Genomic DNA, 15,485 nt, shown 5'->3' on the forward strand with positions numbered 1-15,485 from the left:
CCTTACGGTGAGCGCGGCACCGCGCCCATGCTGGGGTCGTTCACCTGCGGAAACCAGATTAGGGGTGTCTCGTGATCGTTGTTACGGGTGTGTCCGGCGCGTTGGGCGGCGCCGTGCTGGGCGGGCTGAGGGCCGTTCCCGGGCTGGAGGTGGCCGGGGCCAGCAGTTCGGGGGACGGCTCGGTGGCGCGGCAGGCCGACTTCGACCGGCCTGAGACCTTGGCGAAGGCGTTCGAGGGGGCGGACGTGCTGGTGTTCGTCTCGGCCGGGTACGCCGAGGACGACGTCGTGCTCGCCCGCCACGGCGCGGTGATCCGGGCGGCCACGGACGCCGGCGTCCGGCACGTGATCTACACCAGCCTGGCCGGGTCGGGCGAGCGGCTCACGATCGCCCTCGCGCACCGGTGGACCGAGGCGCGGCTGGCCGAGGCGCCCTTCGACGTCACCGTGCTGCGCAACGGCCTGTACGCCGAGATGCCGGCCGGGCTGGCGCTCATGGGGGCGGGCCTCGCGGCCGAGAGCGGAGTGTTCGCCGCGCCGTTCGGTCAGGGGCGGGTGTCGGTCGTGGCCAGGGACGACCTGGCCGCCGTGGCCGTGCGCGTGGCGGCCGAGGCCTGGCACGACGTGACCTCGGGCGCGGCCCGGCGGCACGCGGGCAGGACGTACGAGCTGGAAGGGGTGAGCGCGGTGGGCGGGGACGACCTCGCCGAGGTGCTGGCCGAGGTGCTCGGGCGGCCGGTGGCCTACCGGGCGGTGGGGCTGGGGGAGGTGCGGCCGCTGCTGGCGGGGATGGAGGCGTACCGGGCGGGGCATACGGTCTCGACGTTCTCCAACATCAACGCGGGGCTGCTCGAGGCCCGCCACAGTGACCTGCCCGCCTTCCTGGAGGCGCCGCGACCGGCGCGAGACCTGATCGCGGCGACGGTGGGCTCCGGCCTGGCCGGCGGGCCCGCCTAGGACGCGCCCCGCTCGCCCGCCTCGGTGGCGCGCCTGCCCTCGGCGGCCGTCAACGGCAGCCCGGCGGCCTGGACCAGGGCGGCGGCGAGCAGGATGAGGGCGGTGGCCGGCTGCCAGCCGGGCAGGCCGTCGGTGAAATCGCGGGTGTGGTAGAGGGCGGCCAGCGTCTTGACGGGGTTGATCAGCGCCACGAGGAACCCGAGCGCGTAGGGGATCACCAGGACCCCCGAGAGCACCAGGAGGGCCGTGCGGCCCCGCGACCGCCGCCGCAGCAGCGCGCCGATGACCAGGTACGCCAGCGCCACCAGGCCCACGAACAGCGTGGTCCACCAGGTGAGCCGCCAGGCGTCCACGCCCAGGGAGGTCATCCCGTCGGCGTCGATCAGGCCGCCCACCCAACGGGGGCCCGCGATCTGCGCCTCGACGGCCATGCGGATGGCCACGTGGTTGACGCCCGCGTAAGCCACCGCCAGGACCGGCCCTAGGGCCAGCAGGACGACGCCGATCGGCCGCCCGCGACCGCCGCCCGCCATCCGCTCTCCTCTCGCGCGTAAGGGTGACAAGGGAGCCTCAGCCGAGTGATCTCAGGCCGTCGAGCGCGATCTCGGCCGCGCGGCGGGCGCTGCGGAGGATGTCGTCGAGCGAGCGGTCCTCCTCCAGGCCGACCATGACCGCCAGCTTCACCCCGCCGATCAGCGACCCCACCGCCGCCGCGGACTCGACCGGGGTCAGACGGTCGGGGAAGGCAGCGTGCAGCGCCTTGGCCAGGCGGAGCTGGCTCTCGAAGAGCAGGAGCAGCGCCCGCGCCTGCAGGGCGGGCTCCGTCAGGATGAGGCGCATCCGCAGGGCGGCGTCCTCGAACGTGGGGGCCTGCCGCACGATCATCCGGTCGATGCTGGAGTCGATGACCCGGACGAGCAGGTCGGAGACCGTCTCGCCGGGTGTCCTGCTGGCCAGGGTCTCGATGGCGAGCCGGACGCGGTCTTCGGAGTCGTAGAAGGCGACGTCCTCCTTGCTGGCGAAGTAGCTGAAGAACGTGCGCGTCGAGACCTCGGCCTGCGTGGCGATCTCCGCCAGGGTGGTCTCCTCGAAGCCCTTCTCGTCGAACAGCCGGAGCGCCGCGTCGATCAGCGCCTGGCGCGTGCGCTGCTTCTTGCGCTCCCGCAGTCCCACCATGCCGGAACTATAGTGCACCTTTCTACAGTTTTCATCCGTTGAAGTTTTGCATCGATTGAGGTTTTCTGGAGGGTGAGCTCGGAAAGGAGCCACCACATGTCAGAACTGACCCTGCCCACCGCTCGGCGGCGCCCGCTCGACCCTCCGGACGAGGTCATGGAGCTGCGAGAACAGGCGTCGATACACCGCATGACGTACGCCGACGGCCATCACGGCTGGCTCGTCACCGGCTACGCGGCGGCCCGCGCGGTGCTGGCCCACCCGGCGTTCAGCAACCGGCCGGAGAACCTGCACTCGCCCATCAGGTCCAGGGCCGAGCTGGCGGCGAAGGAGGACTTCCGGGTCCCGCCCGGCTTCTTCCTGCGGATGGACGAGCCCGAGCACGCCCGCTTCCGCAAGCTGCTGACCGGGCAGTTCACGGTGCGCAGGATGAAGACGCTCGAACCGCGGATCGAGGAGTACGTGGCCGCCTGCCTCGACCGCATGGAGGCCGCGGGCGGCCCGGTGGACCTGGTCGAGATGTTCGCGCTGCCGATCCCGTCGCTGGTGATCTGCGAGCTGCTCGGGGTGCCGTACGAGGACCGCGCGGAGTTCCAGGCGGACACCAAGGTCCTGACCAACCTGGAGGTCAAGGCCGAGGACGCCGTGGCGGCGCTGGGGCGGGTGTCGGCGTACCTGTACGGGCTGATCGGGCGCAAGCGCGAGAAGCCGGGCGACGACCTGCTCAGCGGGCTCATCGAAGGTGGCGAGCTCAACGACGAGGAGCTCACCGGGGTCGCGTTCCTGCTGCTGGTGGCCGGGTTCGAGACGACCGCCAACATGCTGGGGCTGGGGACGTACGCGCTGCTGACCAACCCCGCCCAGCTCGCCCTCATGCGCGACGACCCGTCGCTGGTCGACAACGGCGTCGAGGAGTTGCTGCGGCACCTCACGATCATCCACATCGGCCCGATGCGGGCGGCGCTGGAGGACGTCGAGATCGAGGGCGTCACGATCAAGGCGGGCGAGACGGTCACCATCCACCTGCCCGCAGCCAACCGCGACCCCTCCCGCTTCCCGGACGCCGGACGGCTCGACGTCACCCGGCCCGCGGGCGGGCACCTGACCTTCGGCCACGGCATCCACCAGTGCCTGGGCCAGCAGCTCGCGCGGGCCGAAATGCGCATCGCCTACCCTGCGCTGCTGCGCCGCCTGCCTGGCCTACGCTTGGCCGTAACACCCGAGGAGGTGCCGATGCGCTCGGACATGAGCATCTACGGAGTGCACCGCCTCCCTGTCACTTGGTAGGTCACGATGGAAATCAGAGCAGACGCGTCAGTGTGCATCGGGGCGGGGATGTGCGCTCTGACGGTGCCGAAGGTGTTCGATCAGAGCGAGGATGAGGGCACGGTCGTGCTGTTGGAGAAGGCACCGCCGGCGGAGCTGGAGGACGCCGTGCGCCGCGCGGTGACCCTCTGCCCGTCGGGGGCCATCTCGGTCTCGTGATGTTCGGCCCTACGCCTTGACGCCCCCCTGAACCACCTCGCCGTCGCCGCACCCCGCGGCGACGGCTTCTTCGTCTACGCCTCTGGCTCCGCGCCTCTGGCTCCGCGCCTCTGGCTCCGCGCCTCTGGCTCCGCGCCTCTGGCTCCGCGCCTCTGGCTCCGCGCCTCTGGCTCCGCGCCCCCGGGCTCCCTCCGTTCTGCTGCGAACGGGGATCCGATCGCGTTCGCGAGGATCCTTTCCCTCTATGGTCATCGAACCTATGTTCGTGGATCAGGTTGACACCGAACGTGATCGAAATTATGTTCGACCTAGTGACGGTGGGGCTCGCGGCTCAACGTCACCAGGACCTGGTCGCGGGCCGTTCGCTTCCCCAAGCGATACCCGCGGCCAGGCTCCACGGGCGGAGGGCGCGTCCTCGTCGTCGGCGGAGACGAGTGGGCGTGTCCTGGCCGGACGGGGTGAGGGGAAGCTCCTCGTCCGGCCAGCCCGGCGGAAATGTCGGTGGGGTCTGCGATTGTTGGCTCCACCGGCGGAGACGCCGGCGGCCGCCCACGACTCCAGAGGAGGCGCGCAAGATGGCACCACGGCCTAGAGAAACGCCCGGGCCCCGGCTGTCGCCTGCGGTTCGGGCACATCTGACCGATTCACGTTCCTGCCTGGCGGAGGCGAGCGGCGCTCGCACCCCGGCATCCCGATATGTCGCCGCCCACCTGGCGGCACTGCGAGCGGCGGCGGCGATCCTGGCCGCCCGTCCCCGCCCCATGGAGGGCCGCAGGCGACGGCTGCGCAGCGCGTGGGAGCTGCTCCCCGAGGCGGAGCCGCACTTGGCGGAGTGGGCCGCCTACTTCTCGATGACGGCCGCCAAGCGCGCCGCCGCCGAGGCGGGCATGGTGCGCAGGATCAGCGCGGCCGACGCCGACGAGATCCTGGCCGAGGCGGAGACGTTCGTCTCCACGGTCGAAGACCTCCTGGGCGCCCCCGCCCAGCCCCAACTCCCGGTCAACGTCCCCCTGGCCGGCTGACCCGCCGCCACAGGCGGGCCGGCCGGCCTTCACCCCAGCCGGGCATCGCCCCGGGCGCGCACAGGCCCCCGCAACACGCCCGCGCGCCCTTTCACCCTGTTCCGCTCAACACGACCCAAAGCTCAGTGACAAACGGGCATGAACCGCCCAAGCCCCACCACCGGCCTCCCCACCACGAGCACCACCGCCGAGCCCCACCACCGGCCCACCACCACGAGCACCATCACCACCGCCGCGTCCCGTGCCACCACCGAGACCCACACCATCACTGCGGCTCGCGCTGTCCCCGGGCCCCGCATCATCACTGCCGCTCGCGCCACCGGGCCCGCACCCACTGCTGTGGCTGGTGCCATCCTCACCGCGTCCTGTGCCGCCACCGGACCCCGCACCACCGCCGGACTTGCGCTGTCCTCACCGCGTCCTGTGCCGCCAACCGGGACCCACACCACCGCTTGGCTGGCGCTACCAGGCCCCGCGCCACCGCCGTGACTCGCGCCACCCCTACCGCGTTCGTGCCGCCACTGGGCACCACATCGCCACTGTGGCTCGTGCCGTCATCTGCCCGGCATCATCACTGCCGCTCGCGCTACCGGCCCCCGCACCCACCTCTGTGGCTTGCGCTGTCGCCGGGCCTCGCACCATCGCCGCGACTTGCGCCACCCCCACCGCGTCCCGTGCCCCCACCGCGCCTTGTGACGCCGCCGCGTCCCGGCCGTCCCGTGTCTTGTGACGCTGCCGCGTTCCGTGCCACCGCCGGGACTCGCGCATCCTGGCGCTCCGCCACCTCCGGCGGGTCCGCAACGTCGCGGGCCTGCCTGTTGTCCGTCTGGCGCGTTCCTGGGGCCCTTCAGCGCGCTCCTCGCCGGCGCTCAGTGCGGGGTTCGGCGGGCAGCGTCGGTGCGAGGGCTCAGCGTTGTGGGTGCGGCGCGTGGTGGTGTTGTTCGGGGTGGGGGAGTGCGTGTGCGTGGGGGGCGTGTGCGGGGCGGGCGTTCGGGGTAAAAAGCGAAAGGCCCGCCGCAATGCGGCGAGCCCTTGGCTCAGGCGGGTGACCTCAGAGCAGGCGGCCTCCGGTACGGGCGGCCCGCGAGGCGGTCGGCCTCGGTGCGGGCGGCCCAGGAGGCCTCAAGAACGAACAAGCACTCGGCCCGGGTGCCATGAGAGCGAACGAGCACGTGGCTCGGGTGCCTCGCGGCCGGCACTCGGCCCGGGTGCCTCAAAGACGTACGAGCACGCGAACCGGACGCATCAGAAGACGACCGAAGAACCCGGCTCGGGAACCTCAAAAGACGAACGAAGGCGTGTCGAAGACGACCGAGCACGCCACCCGGGGACGCCGAAGGACGGCCGAGCGCGCGGGCTCGGACGGCCTCAGAACGACTCGACGGCCCTGCGGGCCTCGGCGTCGAGGACGCCCCAGCTGATGAGCTCCTCCGTCAGCTCGCTCGGCGACTTGTCGTAGATCACGGCCAGGGAGCGCAGGTCCTCCTGGCGGATCGACAACACCTTGCCGTTGTAGTCGCCACGCTGGCTCTGGATCGTGGCGGCGTAACGGGCGAGCGCGCCGGCCTTCTCCTTCGGCAGTGTGGCCAGGCGCTCCAGGTCGATCACAAGCTTGGGTGTCGGCCCGAGCGGGCTGGGGGCGGCGCCGCCCGGCAGCAGCTCGGATACGGGCACCCCGTAGAAGTCGGCAAGCTCGGCAAGCTTCTGCACGGTCACCGCGCGGTCGCCACGCTCGTACGAGCCCACGACCACGGCTTTCCACCTGCCACGCGACTTCTCTTCGACTCCATGCAGGGACAGGCCCTGCTGGGTGCGGATGGCGCGGAGTCGTGCACCCAGCGACTTTGCGTACTCAGACGGCATCGTGTGGCCCCCCGGCTCTCGTATGTATCGCTCTCAGTAGATTGTGCTCCCTTGCGGCGTATGCCCGGGCCACCGGGGGGTACGGTGCCATGCTCGGCACCATCGGTAGCCATGGCCCTGGGTTTACCCCAGAACGCCACGCGGTGTGGTTACGCACAGTGACGGTAAAGGGGTGGACGCCTAAGGTCAAGCTGATTGGAAAAAAGATGCCGAATCCGGTCCGGGAGGGAACGCCACAATCGCCCCTCATGTCCCATCGGTAACACTACTTCGTCAGAGTTTGACGACAAATCGACGGGCGTCAGTGCTGGCGGGTGAGGATCATGACGGGGCAGGTCGAAGCCCGTACGATCTTGATCGAGGTGTCTCCGAGGAAGACCCGCCTGAGTGGCCCGGTGGCGCTCGAAGCGCATATGATCATCTCGCCGGGCAGCCACGAGGTCGTGCGAAGTGCTTGGGAGACGCTGCGGCCCTCCAGCACCTCGATCTCCAGGGGAATGTCGCCCGGCGCGTCCGGCCGATGTCCTCGCGCCGCCGCGCGCAGATCCGCCACCGCCTGGTCGCGCAGCCGGGTGAGCATTTCTTCCTCGATCTTCGCGCGCCGGCCGCTGCTGATCAGTAGCGTGACGAGCCGCAGTGGCACGCCGAGCGACGTGGCGGTCTCGGCCGCGTCCTTCAGCGCCGCGTCGCAGCAGGGGCCACGGCGGTAGGCATAGGTGAGGCGGTCGAAGGCGGCGGGCGGATCGTCGCCGTAGCCGCGCGGTGCGAGCAGGACGGGAACGGAGGAGGAGTGCAGGAGCTGGTCGGCCGTGCTGCCCATCGTGACGCGCCCCTTGCCGCCGCCCGGGGCCGGGCCGATGACCACGATGTCCGCGCCGATCTTGCGCGCCAGCTCCACCAGCCCGCGCCCGCTGCCCCGGTGGACGTGGGTCACGTAGGCGGCGTCGTCGCCGGCCTGCTCGCGGGCCTGGGCGAGCGTCGCGGCGGCCTGCTCGTCGAGATAGGCGCGCCAGGCGCTCTCGTCGGCCCGCGCGGGCCCGGGCGTGGACCAGACGGGCGGCTGCACCGTCGCGACCGTCAGGCGTCCGTGGACGCGTTCCCTCAGCAGCAGGGCCAGCGCGAGCCCGTCCTTGCCCCGGGGCCCGGCGACGTAGCCCGCCAGCACGTTCTCGAGCTTCATTCAGCGCACCTCGGCATTCAGCCGCGAATGGCCATAGCCGTACAGGAAGTAGCAGATCAGGCCCAGGAGCATCCACAACCCGAACGCGACCCAGGTGACCCCGGCCAGCCCCGCCATGACCACGGCGCACAGGATCGCGCCCAGCACCGGCGTGACGGGGAACAGCGGCGTACGGAAACTGCGCGGCAGTTCCGGGCTGCGGTAGCGCAGGACCAGCACGCCGATGTTGACGATGGCGAAGGCGAACAGCGTGCCGATGCTGGTCGCCTCGGCGAGCTGCCCGAGCGGCACCAGCCCGGCCAGCACGGAGATGAACACGGCCACGATGAGGGTGTTGGCGACGGGCACCTGGCGGCGGGGGTTGACCCGCTGGAAGACGCGGGGGACGAGCCCGTCGCGCGACATCGCGAACAGGATGCGGGTCTGGCCGTAGATGACGGTCAGCACGACGCTGGCGATGGCGATGACCGCGCCGAACGAGACGATCAGGCCGGGCCACGTGGCGCCGGTGGCCAGGTCGGCGATGTGCGCCAGGCTCGCCTCGGTGCTCTCGGGGTCGAAGTCGGTCCAGGGCATCGCCCCGACGGCGGCGATGGCCACGAGCACATAGACGACCGTCACGATGGCCAGGGACGCGATGATCGCCAGCGGCAGGTCGCGCTTGGGGTTCTTGGCCTCCTCCCCGGCCGTGGAGGCGGCGTCGAAGCCGATGTAGGAGAAGAAGACCTGCGAGGCCGCGGCCGTGATGCCGGCCACCCCCATGGGCGCGAAGGGCGAGAGGTTGCCCGACTGGAAGGCCGTGAACGCCACCACGCAGAAGAACAGCAGCACCACGATCTTGATCAGCACGAACACCGCGTTGGCCGTGGCGCTCTCGGAAGCCCCGTAGAGCAGCAGCCACGTGGCCAGCAGCACGATGACGACCGCGGCCACGTTGACCACGCCGCCGTCCTGGCCGGGGGAGCGGGTGATCGCGTCGGGCAGTGTGAAGCCGAACAGGGCCCGCAGGAACGAGTTGAGATATTCGCCCCAGCCCACGGCCACGGCCGCCACGGACACGGCGTACTCCAGCATCAGGCACCAGCCACAGATCCAGGCCACCAGCTCGCCCAGCGTCGCGTACGCGTAGGAGTAGGAGGAGCCGGACACCGGGATCGTCCCGGCCAGCTCGGCGTACGACAGGGCCGAGAACAGCGCCGTGACCGCCGCCAGCACGAACGCCAGCACCACCGCGGGCCCCGCCTTGGGCACCGCCTGCCCGAGGATGACGAAGATCCCGGTGCCGAGCGTCGCGCCGACGCTGAAGAGCGTGAGCTGCCACAGCGACATCGTGCGGCGCAGCTCGCCGCCCTCGCCCTGTCCGCCCTCGGCCACGATGCGCTCGGTGGGCTTGGTGCGGAAGAGCCGTCGGGCCAGTGTCGTCATGCCACACCGCCTACAGGGTGCTCGTCAGCGGCCACCTGCCGTTGGGTGTGACGATCGTTCCCGCTGAGCCGCCGAGTATGCGCTCGGCGTCGTCAAGCTTTCCGATCGCCGCCATGTCGCCGGTCGTCTCGACGAACCGGCAGGCCGCCTCCACCTTCGGCCCCATCGACCCGGCCGGGAAGTCGAGGGCCCGCAACTCATGGGGGGTGGTGTGGCCGATCTCGCTCTGCTGCGGCGTGCCGTAGCCCCGCATCACGCGCGGCACGTCGGTCAGGCTCAGGAACGCGTCGCACTCCAGCGCCTCGGCCAGCATCGCGGCGGTGAGGTCCTTGTCGACCACGGCCTCGACGCCGCTCAGCCGGCCGCGCTCGTCGCGCACCACCGGGATGCCGCCGCCGCCCGCGCACACCACGACCACGCCCTCGCGGATCATCTTGCGGATCAGGCGGGTCTCGACGATGCGCCGCGGCGTGGGGGAGGGCACGACGCGCCGCCAGTGCGGGCCGTCGGGGCGGATCGTCCAGCCGTACTCGGCGGCCAGCTTCCCGGCCTCCTCCTGCTCGTAGACCTGGCCGACGAACTTCGTCGGGTGCTCGAAGGCGGGATCGACGGCCGACACCAGCGTCTGGGTCACCATGGCGAGGACCTGCCGGCCCGGCAGCGCGTTCTGCAGCGCCTGCTGCATCCAGTAGCCGATCATGCCCTGGGTCTGCGCGCCGAGCGTGTCGAACGGGTAGGGCCTGGTCAGCCCGGGATCCGCGGCGCTCTGCAGGGCCAGCATGCCGACCTGCGGGCCGTTGCCATGGGTGATGACCAGCTCGTGCTCGCGGGCCAGCCGGGCCAGCGTCTTGACGGCCGTGCGCACGTTGGCGATCTGGCCGTCCGCGTCCGGGCTCTGGCCACGTTTGAGCACGGCGTTCCCGCCCAGCGCCACAATGACCCGCATGCGCTCCCCCTCAGATCGCCGTTGATCCCTTTGGTCCCTCTAGGTCTTGCTAGACGCCGTCACGTTCGAGCGGGCAGCTCATGCACCGGGGCCCGCCGCGCCCCCGGCCGAGCTCGCTGCCCCTGATCGTGATCACTTCGATGCCGTGGTCGCGCAGGTAGTTGTTGGTGGTGGTGTTGCGCTCGTAGGCGACGACCACGCCCGGCTCCAGCGCCAGCCCGTTGCAGCCGTCGTCCCACTGCTCCCGCTCGGCGGCGTAGACGTCCTGCGTGGGGGTCAGGACGGTGATGTGCGGCAGGTCGAGGGCGTGCGCGATGGCGTCGTGCATGTCCTCCGGCGGATGGTCGGTGACCTTGAGCTCCTTGCTCGTCGCGCCGGGCTCGATCGTGTACGACGGCAGCATGCCCAGGCCCGCGTATTTGGTGAACACCCCGACGTCCAGCATCGTCATCACGGTGTCGAGATGCATGAACGCCCGCGCCTTCGGCATGTCGATCGCCACGATCCGGTTCGCGGACCCGGCCCTGAACAGCCGCTGCGCCAGCATCTCGACCGCCTGCGGCTGGGTGCGCTCGCTCATCCCGATCAGCACCGCGCCCCGGCCGAGCACCAGCACGTCGCCGCCCTCCATGGTGGCCGGCGCGACCGAGCGGCCCGGGATCCAGCAGTGGTAGCCGCCCTGCTCCGGCCGGTTGAAGCCGCCCGCGAACGTCGGGTGGTACATGTAGACGGCCTCCATGTTGACCGTCTCCCGCATGCGGGCCTTCTTCTTCATCGCGTTGATCGACACGCCGTCGTAGATCCAGCAGGACGTGTCGCGGGTGAACAGGTGGTTGGGCAGCGGCGGCAGGATGAAGTCGTCGTCGGCCGTGGTGTGGAAGGTCACCGCCTGGGGCTCGCAGCCCATGGCGACCAGCTCCCGCTTGGTGATGCCGCCGGTGAGGTAGAGCTGCAGGGTCGCGGCGTCCATCCCGTCGAGCGTGTTGCGGATGTCGTCGATGGCCACCGGGCCCAGCCAGCGCTCGTCGACGACCGCGTCGAGGATGTGCTTGCGCGCCTCGGGGATGTCGACCGTCTCCCGCAGCAGGTCGGCCAGCAGATGGACGCGGACGCCCCGCCCGGCGAGCACCCGCTGGAACTCCTCGTGCTCCTCCATCGCCCGCTGCACCCACAGCACGTCGTCGAAGAGGAAGGCGTCCTTACTGGTCGGCGTCAGCCGTTTCAGCGCCAGGTCGGGCTTGTGCAGCAGAACCTGGCGCAGGCGCCCGACCTCGGAATCCACATGGAACGTCATCTCTGCTGTATCCCCCTCCAGGAAGCGGAAGTCACGCCCCCGGCGCGCCCCCTGGATCTCTCTGTCGTGCCCCACGCGCGCCCGGTTGACACGCCCGGGAGCCGGGAAATCCGTTGATCACGGAAGTCGGACCTCCCGTCGCTCCCCGTGTGGACAGCACGGGAGGGCACTCGCGTTGTAGCTGGTAGCCCCTGGTACTGTGTGTCCCGACCAACACCCTTTTAAGACCCGTCCCGTGAGGCGGGAAAGGTGGTGAGATTCGCCATGTCCGATTCCCGGGCCGTTCTCGAGGCCCCTGACATTCATCGCGCGCTGACCCGGATCGCGCACGAGATCCTCGAACGCACCAAGGGCGCCGGTGACGTCGTCCTCCTCGGCATCCCGACCCGCGGCGCGACGCTGGCCCGCCGGCTCGGCGACCGCATCGAGCAGTTCGAAGGCGTCAAGATCCCCGTCGGCTCGATCGACATCACGATGTACCGCGACGACCTGCGCCGGGGTCCCGCCAGGCCGCTCGGCCGCACCGACCTTCCGCCCGACGGCATCGACGACAAGGTCGTGGTGCTCGTCGACGACGTCCTCTACTCGGGCCGCACCGTCCGCGCCGCGCTCGACGCGCTCAACGACCTCGGCCGCCCCACCGCCGTACAGCTCGCCACGCTGGTCGACCGCGGTCACCGCGAGCTGCCCATCCGCGCCGACTACGTCGGCAAGAACCTGCCCACCGCCAAGAGCGAGAAGGTCAAGGTCTACCTCCAGGAGATCGACGGACGCGACGCCGTGCTGCTCATGAAGGGAGAGACCCGATGAACAGGCACCTCATCTCCGCGGGCGACCTCGCCAAGGACGACGCGCTGCTCATCCTCGACACCGCCGAAGAGCTGGCGAGGGTCTCGGAACGTTCCATCAAGAAGCTGCCCACGCTGCGCGGCCGTACGGTGGTCAACCTGTTCTTCGAGGACTCCACCCGGACGCGGATCTCCTTCGAGGCGGCGGCCAAGCGGCTGTCCGCCGACGTGATCAACTTCTCGGCCAAGGGGTCGAGCGTGTCCAAGGGCGAGTCGCTCAAGGACACCGCGCTGACCCTCGAGGCCATGGGCGCCGACGCGGTCGTCATCCGACACGGCGCCTCGGGCGCGCCGCACCGCCTGGCCAACTGGGTGCGCGGCAGCGTCGTCAACGCCGGCGACGGCACCCACGAGCACCCCACGCAGGCGCTGCTCGACGCCTTCTCCATGCGCCGCCGCCTGGGCAACCTGGAGGGCCGGCGGGTCACGATCGTCGGCGACGTGCTGCACAGCCGGGTCGCCCGCTCCAACGTGCTGCTGCTGCACACGCTCGGCGCCGAGGTGACGCTGGTCGCGCCGCCGACCCTGCTGCCCGTCTCGATCGGGACCTGGCCGTGCGAGGTGTCCTACGACCTCGACGCGGTCCTGCCCAAGTCCGACGTGGTGATGATGCTGCGGGTGCAGAAGGAGCGGATGAACGCCGCGTACTTCCCCAGCGAGCGCGAATACTCCCGCCGCTACGGCCTCGACCGCGACCGGTTCGCCAAGATGCCCGACGAGGCGATCGTGATGCACCCCGGGCCGATGAACCGGGGCATGGAGATCGCCGCCGAGGTGGCCGACTCGGCGCGTTCCACGATCGTCGAGCAGGTCGCCAACGGTGTGACCATCCGCATGGCCGTCCTGTACCTGTTGCTCGGGGGAGAGACCACGTGATCATCAAGAACGTCAGGATCCTGGGCGGGGAGCCCGCCGACATCCGCGTCTCGGACGGTGTGATCGCCGAGATCGGGCCCGCGCTGCCCGGAGACGGCGTCGACGGGGGCGGCGCCATCGCCCTGCCCGGCCTCGTCGACCTGCACACGCACCTGCGCGAGCCCGGCCGCGAGGACGCCGAGACCGTGCAGACCGGCACCCAGTCCGCGGCCCGCGGCGGCTACACCGCCGTGCACGCCATGGCCAACACCTCGCCGGTCGCCGACACCGCCGGCGTCGTCGAGCAGGTGTGGCGGCTCGGCCGCGAGTTCGCGCACTGCGACGTGCACCCGGTCGGCGCCGTCACCGTGGGCCTGGAGGGCAGGCAGCTCGCCGAGCTGGGCGCCATGGCCGACTCGGCCGCCCGCGTCCGTGTCTTCTCCGACGACGGCAAGTGCGTCGACGACGCCGTGCTCATGCGCCGCGCCCTCGAATACGTCAAGGCGTTCGACGGGGTCATCGCCCAGCACGCCCAGGAGCCCAGGCTCACCTCCGGCGCCCAGATGAACGAGGGCGTCATCTCCGGCAGGCTCGGCCTGACCGGCTGGCCGGCGGTGGCCGAGGAGGCGATCATCGCCCGCGACTGCCTGCTGGCCGCCCACGTCGGCTCCCGGCTGCACGTCTGCCACGTCTCCACGGCCGGCTCGGTCGAGATCCTGCGCTGGGCCAAGTCCAAGGGCTGGAACGTCACCGCCGAGGTCACCCCCCACCACCTGCTCCTGACCGACGACCTGGTCGAGGAGTCGCCGGTGGGCGCGTACAACCCGATCTACAAGGTCAATCCGCCGCTGCGCACCCGCGCCGACGTCGAGGCGCTGCGCGCCGCGCTGGCCGACGGCACGATCGACATCGTGGCCACCGACCACGCGCCCCACCCGGTCGAGGACAAGGAGACCGAGTGGTCGGCCGCGGCCATGGGCATGGTCGGCCTGGAGACGGCGCTCAGCGTCGTCCAGGAGGCCATGGTCGAGACGGGACTGCTCGACTGGGCGGGCGTCGCCCAGCGCATGTCCGTGGTGCCCGCCCGCATCGGCCGCCTGGCCGGGCAGGGGCGGGCGCTGGAGGTGGGCGCGCCGGCCAACATCACGCTCTACGACCCGTCCGTACGCACCGAGGTGGACCCCTCCGCCTTCGCGTCCAAGAGCAGGAACACCCCCTATGAGGGCATGACGCTCCCCGGCCGGGTAGTGGCCACGTTCCTGCGCGGCAGGCCGACCGTTCTCGAAGGGAAGCTGGTTTGAACACAGCGGTGCTCGTCCTGGAAGACGGCCGCGTCTTCCACGGAACCTCATACGGCGCCGAAGGTGAGACGTTCGGCGAAATGGTCTTCAACACCGGCATGACCGGCTACCAGGAGACCCTCACAGACCCCTCCTACCACCGGCAGATCGTCGCCATGACGGCGCCGCACATCGGCAACACGGGCGTCAACGACGAGGATCCCGAGTCCCGCCGTGTCTGGGTGGCCGGCTACGTCGTGCGCGAGCCGTCCCGGGTGGTCTCGAACTGGCGGGCCGACCGCTCGCTCGACGACTACCTCAAGGAGCAGGGCGTGGTCGGCATCGCCATCCCCGGTACCCGCGCCCTGACCCGCCACCTGCGTGAGCGCGGCGCCATGCGCGCCGGCATCTTCAGCGCGCCGGTCGCGCCGGTCGCGGACCTCGTCGAGCGCGTACGCCGCTCGCCCCGCATGGAGGGCGCGGCCCTGGCCGCCGAGGTGACCACGACCGAGCCCTACGTCGTGCCCGCCGTCGGCGCGAAGCGCTTCACGGTCGCCGCCGTGGACCTGGGCATCAAGGGCATGACGCCGCACCGGATGGCCGAGCGCGGCTGCGAGGTGCACGTGCTGCCCGCCGACGCCACGTTCGAGCAGATCATGGCGGTCGGGCCCGACGGCGTGTTCCTGTCCAACGGGCCCGGCGACCCGGCCACCGTCGACGTCTCCGTCCTGCGCCGGGTGCTGGAGGCCGGGCTGCCGTTCTTCGGCATCTGCTTCGGCAACCAGATCTTCGGCAGGGCGCTGGGGCTGTCCACGTACAAGCTGCGCTACGGCCACCGCGGCGTCAACCAGCCGGTCCAGGACGTGCGGACCGGCAAGGTGGAGATCTCCGCGCACAACCACGGGTTCGCGGTGGAGGCGCCGCTCGACGGGCCGTTCGAGACCCCCTACGGGCCCGCCGAGGTCAGCCACGTCAACCTCAACGACCGCTGCGTGGAGGGCCTGCGGCTGCTCGACGGGCGCGCCTTCAGCGTTCAGTACCACCCCGAGGCCGCCGCGGGGCCGCACGACGCCGCCTACCTGTTCGACGAGTTCTGCGCGGTGATGGGGGCCGTGACGGGGTCCGAGCTTCCGACGAGTTCTGAGAGGTCATGAG

The 15,485-nt window shown here is 71.0% G+C and carries 15 protein-coding genes; 8 read left to right on the top strand and 7 right to left on the bottom strand.

The genetic code is table 11. The features are described from left to right. The first annotated feature begins 71 nt into the window (after positions 1-71). Complete coding sequence (locus AB0I15_RS31115) at positions 72-956, top strand: NAD(P)H-binding protein (RefSeq protein ID WP_358102822.1); 885 nt, start codon at positions 72-74, stop codon at positions 954-956. Here AB0I15_RS31115 and AB0I15_RS31120 read toward each other — a convergent pair. Then, complete coding sequence (locus AB0I15_RS31120; RefSeq protein ID WP_358102823.1) at positions 953-1,489, bottom strand: hypothetical protein; 537 nt, start codon at positions 1,487-1,489, stop codon at positions 953-955. The two genes, AB0I15_RS31115 and AB0I15_RS31120, sit on opposite strands and share 4 nt — an antisense overlap. Before the next feature lie 37 nt (positions 1,490-1,526). Beyond that, a complete protein-coding gene (locus tag AB0I15_RS31125) occupies positions 1,527-2,132 on the bottom strand; it encodes a helix-turn-helix domain-containing protein (protein WP_358102825.1) in 606 nt (201 codons plus the stop codon). A gap of 96 nt (positions 2,133-2,228) precedes the next feature. Between AB0I15_RS31125 and AB0I15_RS31130 the strand changes: the two genes are divergently transcribed. The 3 genes from AB0I15_RS31130 (at position 2,229) to AB0I15_RS31140 (ending at position 4,639) form a co-directional block, all read left to right on the top strand. Beyond that, on the top strand, positions 2,229-3,419 hold the full coding sequence (locus AB0I15_RS31130) for a cytochrome P450 (RefSeq protein WP_358102827.1): 1,191 nt from the start codon (positions 2,229-2,231) through the stop codon (positions 3,417-3,419). Positions 3,420-3,425: 6 nt separating this feature from the next. Then, complete coding sequence (locus tag AB0I15_RS31135; protein ID WP_358102829.1) at positions 3,426-3,617, top strand: ferredoxin; 192 nt, start codon at positions 3,426-3,428, stop codon at positions 3,615-3,617. A 575-nt stretch (positions 3,618-4,192) separates the two neighbouring features. Further along, positions 4,193-4,639: an SAV_6107 family HEPN domain-containing protein gene (locus AB0I15_RS31140; protein ID WP_358102831.1), complete on the top strand. Its 447-nt coding sequence runs from the start codon at positions 4,193-4,195 to the stop codon at positions 4,637-4,639. 1,368 nt (positions 4,640-6,007) lie between these two features. Here the strand turns inward: AB0I15_RS31140 and AB0I15_RS31145 are convergent. The 5 genes from AB0I15_RS31145 to AB0I15_RS31165 all read right to left on the bottom strand — a co-directional run bounded on the left by AB0I15_RS31145 (position 6,008) and on the right by AB0I15_RS31165 (position 11,347). After that, positions 6,008-6,502, bottom strand: a complete 495-nt coding sequence (locus AB0I15_RS31145) for a transcriptional regulator (protein WP_026214021.1) — start codon at positions 6,500-6,502, stop codon at positions 6,008-6,010. A 301-nt stretch (positions 6,503-6,803) separates the two neighbouring features. Continuing rightward, complete coding sequence (locus AB0I15_RS31150; protein ID WP_358102833.1) at positions 6,804-7,682, bottom strand: universal stress protein; 879 nt, start codon at positions 7,680-7,682, stop codon at positions 6,804-6,806. Next, entirely contained in the window at positions 7,683-9,107 is a 1,425-nt protein-coding gene (locus AB0I15_RS31155; RefSeq protein ID WP_358102835.1) for an amino acid permease, read from the bottom strand. Positions 9,108-9,117: 10 nt separating this feature from the next. After that, positions 9,118-10,053 carry a carbamate kinase gene (gene arcC, locus AB0I15_RS31160; protein WP_358102837.1) on the bottom strand — a complete coding sequence of 312 codons (936 nt, stop codon included), beginning with the start codon at positions 10,051-10,053 and terminating at the stop codon, positions 9,118-9,120. Between the two features lie 49 nt (positions 10,054-10,102). Beyond that, positions 10,103-11,347: an arginine deiminase gene (locus AB0I15_RS31165; protein ID WP_358102839.1), complete on the bottom strand. Its 1,245-nt coding sequence runs from the start codon at positions 11,345-11,347 to the stop codon at positions 10,103-10,105. A gap of 264 nt (positions 11,348-11,611) precedes the next feature. Here AB0I15_RS31165 and pyrR point away from each other — a divergent pair, with 264 nt between their 5' ends. Genes pyrR through carA form a run of 4 tightly spaced genes read left to right on the top strand, consistent with a single transcriptional unit; the run spans position 11,612 to position 15,484 of the window. Then, the gene (pyrR, locus tag AB0I15_RS31170; protein ID WP_358102841.1) at positions 11,612-12,157 is read left to right on the top strand and encodes a bifunctional pyr operon transcriptional regulator/uracil phosphoribosyltransferase PyrR; all 546 of its coding nucleotides are present in this window, start codon (positions 11,612-11,614) and stop codon (positions 12,155-12,157) included. After that, positions 12,154-13,071: an aspartate carbamoyltransferase catalytic subunit gene (locus tag AB0I15_RS31175; RefSeq protein WP_358102843.1), complete on the top strand. Its 918-nt coding sequence runs from the start codon at positions 12,154-12,156 to the stop codon at positions 13,069-13,071. The genes pyrR and AB0I15_RS31175 overlap by 4 nt, the downstream gene beginning before the upstream one ends. Further along, positions 13,068-14,351: a dihydroorotase gene (locus tag AB0I15_RS31180; protein ID WP_358102845.1), complete on the top strand. Its 1,284-nt coding sequence runs from the start codon at positions 13,068-13,070 to the stop codon at positions 14,349-14,351. Before AB0I15_RS31175 ends, AB0I15_RS31180 begins: the two co-directional genes overlap by 4 nt. After that, positions 14,348-15,484 (top strand): glutamine-hydrolyzing carbamoyl-phosphate synthase small subunit, encoded by a 1,137-nt coding sequence (gene carA, locus AB0I15_RS31185; RefSeq protein ID WP_358102847.1) that lies wholly within the window; start codon positions 14,348-14,350, stop codon positions 15,482-15,484. The genes AB0I15_RS31180 and carA overlap by 4 nt, the downstream gene beginning before the upstream one ends. Position 15,485: the final 1 nt, after the last annotated feature.

This window comes from Nonomuraea sp. NPDC050643 (genome assembly GCF_040654715.1).
GTDB lineage: Bacteria > Actinomycetota > Actinomycetes > Streptosporangiales > Streptosporangiaceae > Nonomuraea.

What these genes read in the sequence shown, in the direction of transcription:
- AB0I15_RS31145 (WP_026214021.1), bottom strand. Translation starts at nt 6,502, where the DNA reads ATGCCGTCTGAGTACGCAAAGTCGCTGGGTGCACGACTCCGCGCCATC.
- AB0I15_RS31150 (WP_358102833.1), bottom strand. Translation starts at nt 7,682, where the DNA reads ATGAAGCTCGAGAACGTGCTGGCGGGCTACGTCGCCGGGCCCCGGGGC.
- AB0I15_RS31120 (WP_358102823.1), bottom strand. Translation starts at nt 1,489, where the DNA reads ATGGCGGGCGGCGGTCGCGGGCGGCCGATCGGCGTCGTCCTGCTGGCC.
- arcC (WP_358102837.1), bottom strand. Translation starts at nt 10,053, where the DNA reads ATGCGGGTCATTGTGGCGCTGGGCGGGAACGCCGTGCTCAAACGTGGC.
- pyrR (WP_358102841.1), top strand. Translation starts at nt 11,612, where the DNA reads ATGTCCGATTCCCGGGCCGTTCTCGAGGCCCCTGACATTCATCGCGCG.
- AB0I15_RS31135 (WP_358102829.1), top strand. Translation starts at nt 3,426, where the DNA reads ATGGAAATCAGAGCAGACGCGTCAGTGTGCATCGGGGCGGGGATGTGC.
- AB0I15_RS31175 (WP_358102843.1), top strand. Translation starts at nt 12,154, where the DNA reads ATGAACAGGCACCTCATCTCCGCGGGCGACCTCGCCAAGGACGACGCG.
- AB0I15_RS31140 (WP_358102831.1), top strand. Translation starts at nt 4,193, where the DNA reads ATGGCACCACGGCCTAGAGAAACGCCCGGGCCCCGGCTGTCGCCTGCG.
- AB0I15_RS31130 (WP_358102827.1), top strand. Translation starts at nt 2,229, where the DNA reads ATGTCAGAACTGACCCTGCCCACCGCTCGGCGGCGCCCGCTCGACCCT.
- AB0I15_RS31125 (WP_358102825.1), bottom strand. Translation starts at nt 2,132, where the DNA reads ATGGTGGGACTGCGGGAGCGCAAGAAGCAGCGCACGCGCCAGGCGCTG.
- AB0I15_RS31165 (WP_358102839.1), bottom strand. Translation starts at nt 11,347, where the DNA reads ATGACGTTCCATGTGGATTCCGAGGTCGGGCGCCTGCGCCAGGTTCTG.
- AB0I15_RS31155 (WP_358102835.1), bottom strand. Translation starts at nt 9,107, where the DNA reads ATGACGACACTGGCCCGACGGCTCTTCCGCACCAAGCCCACCGAGCGC.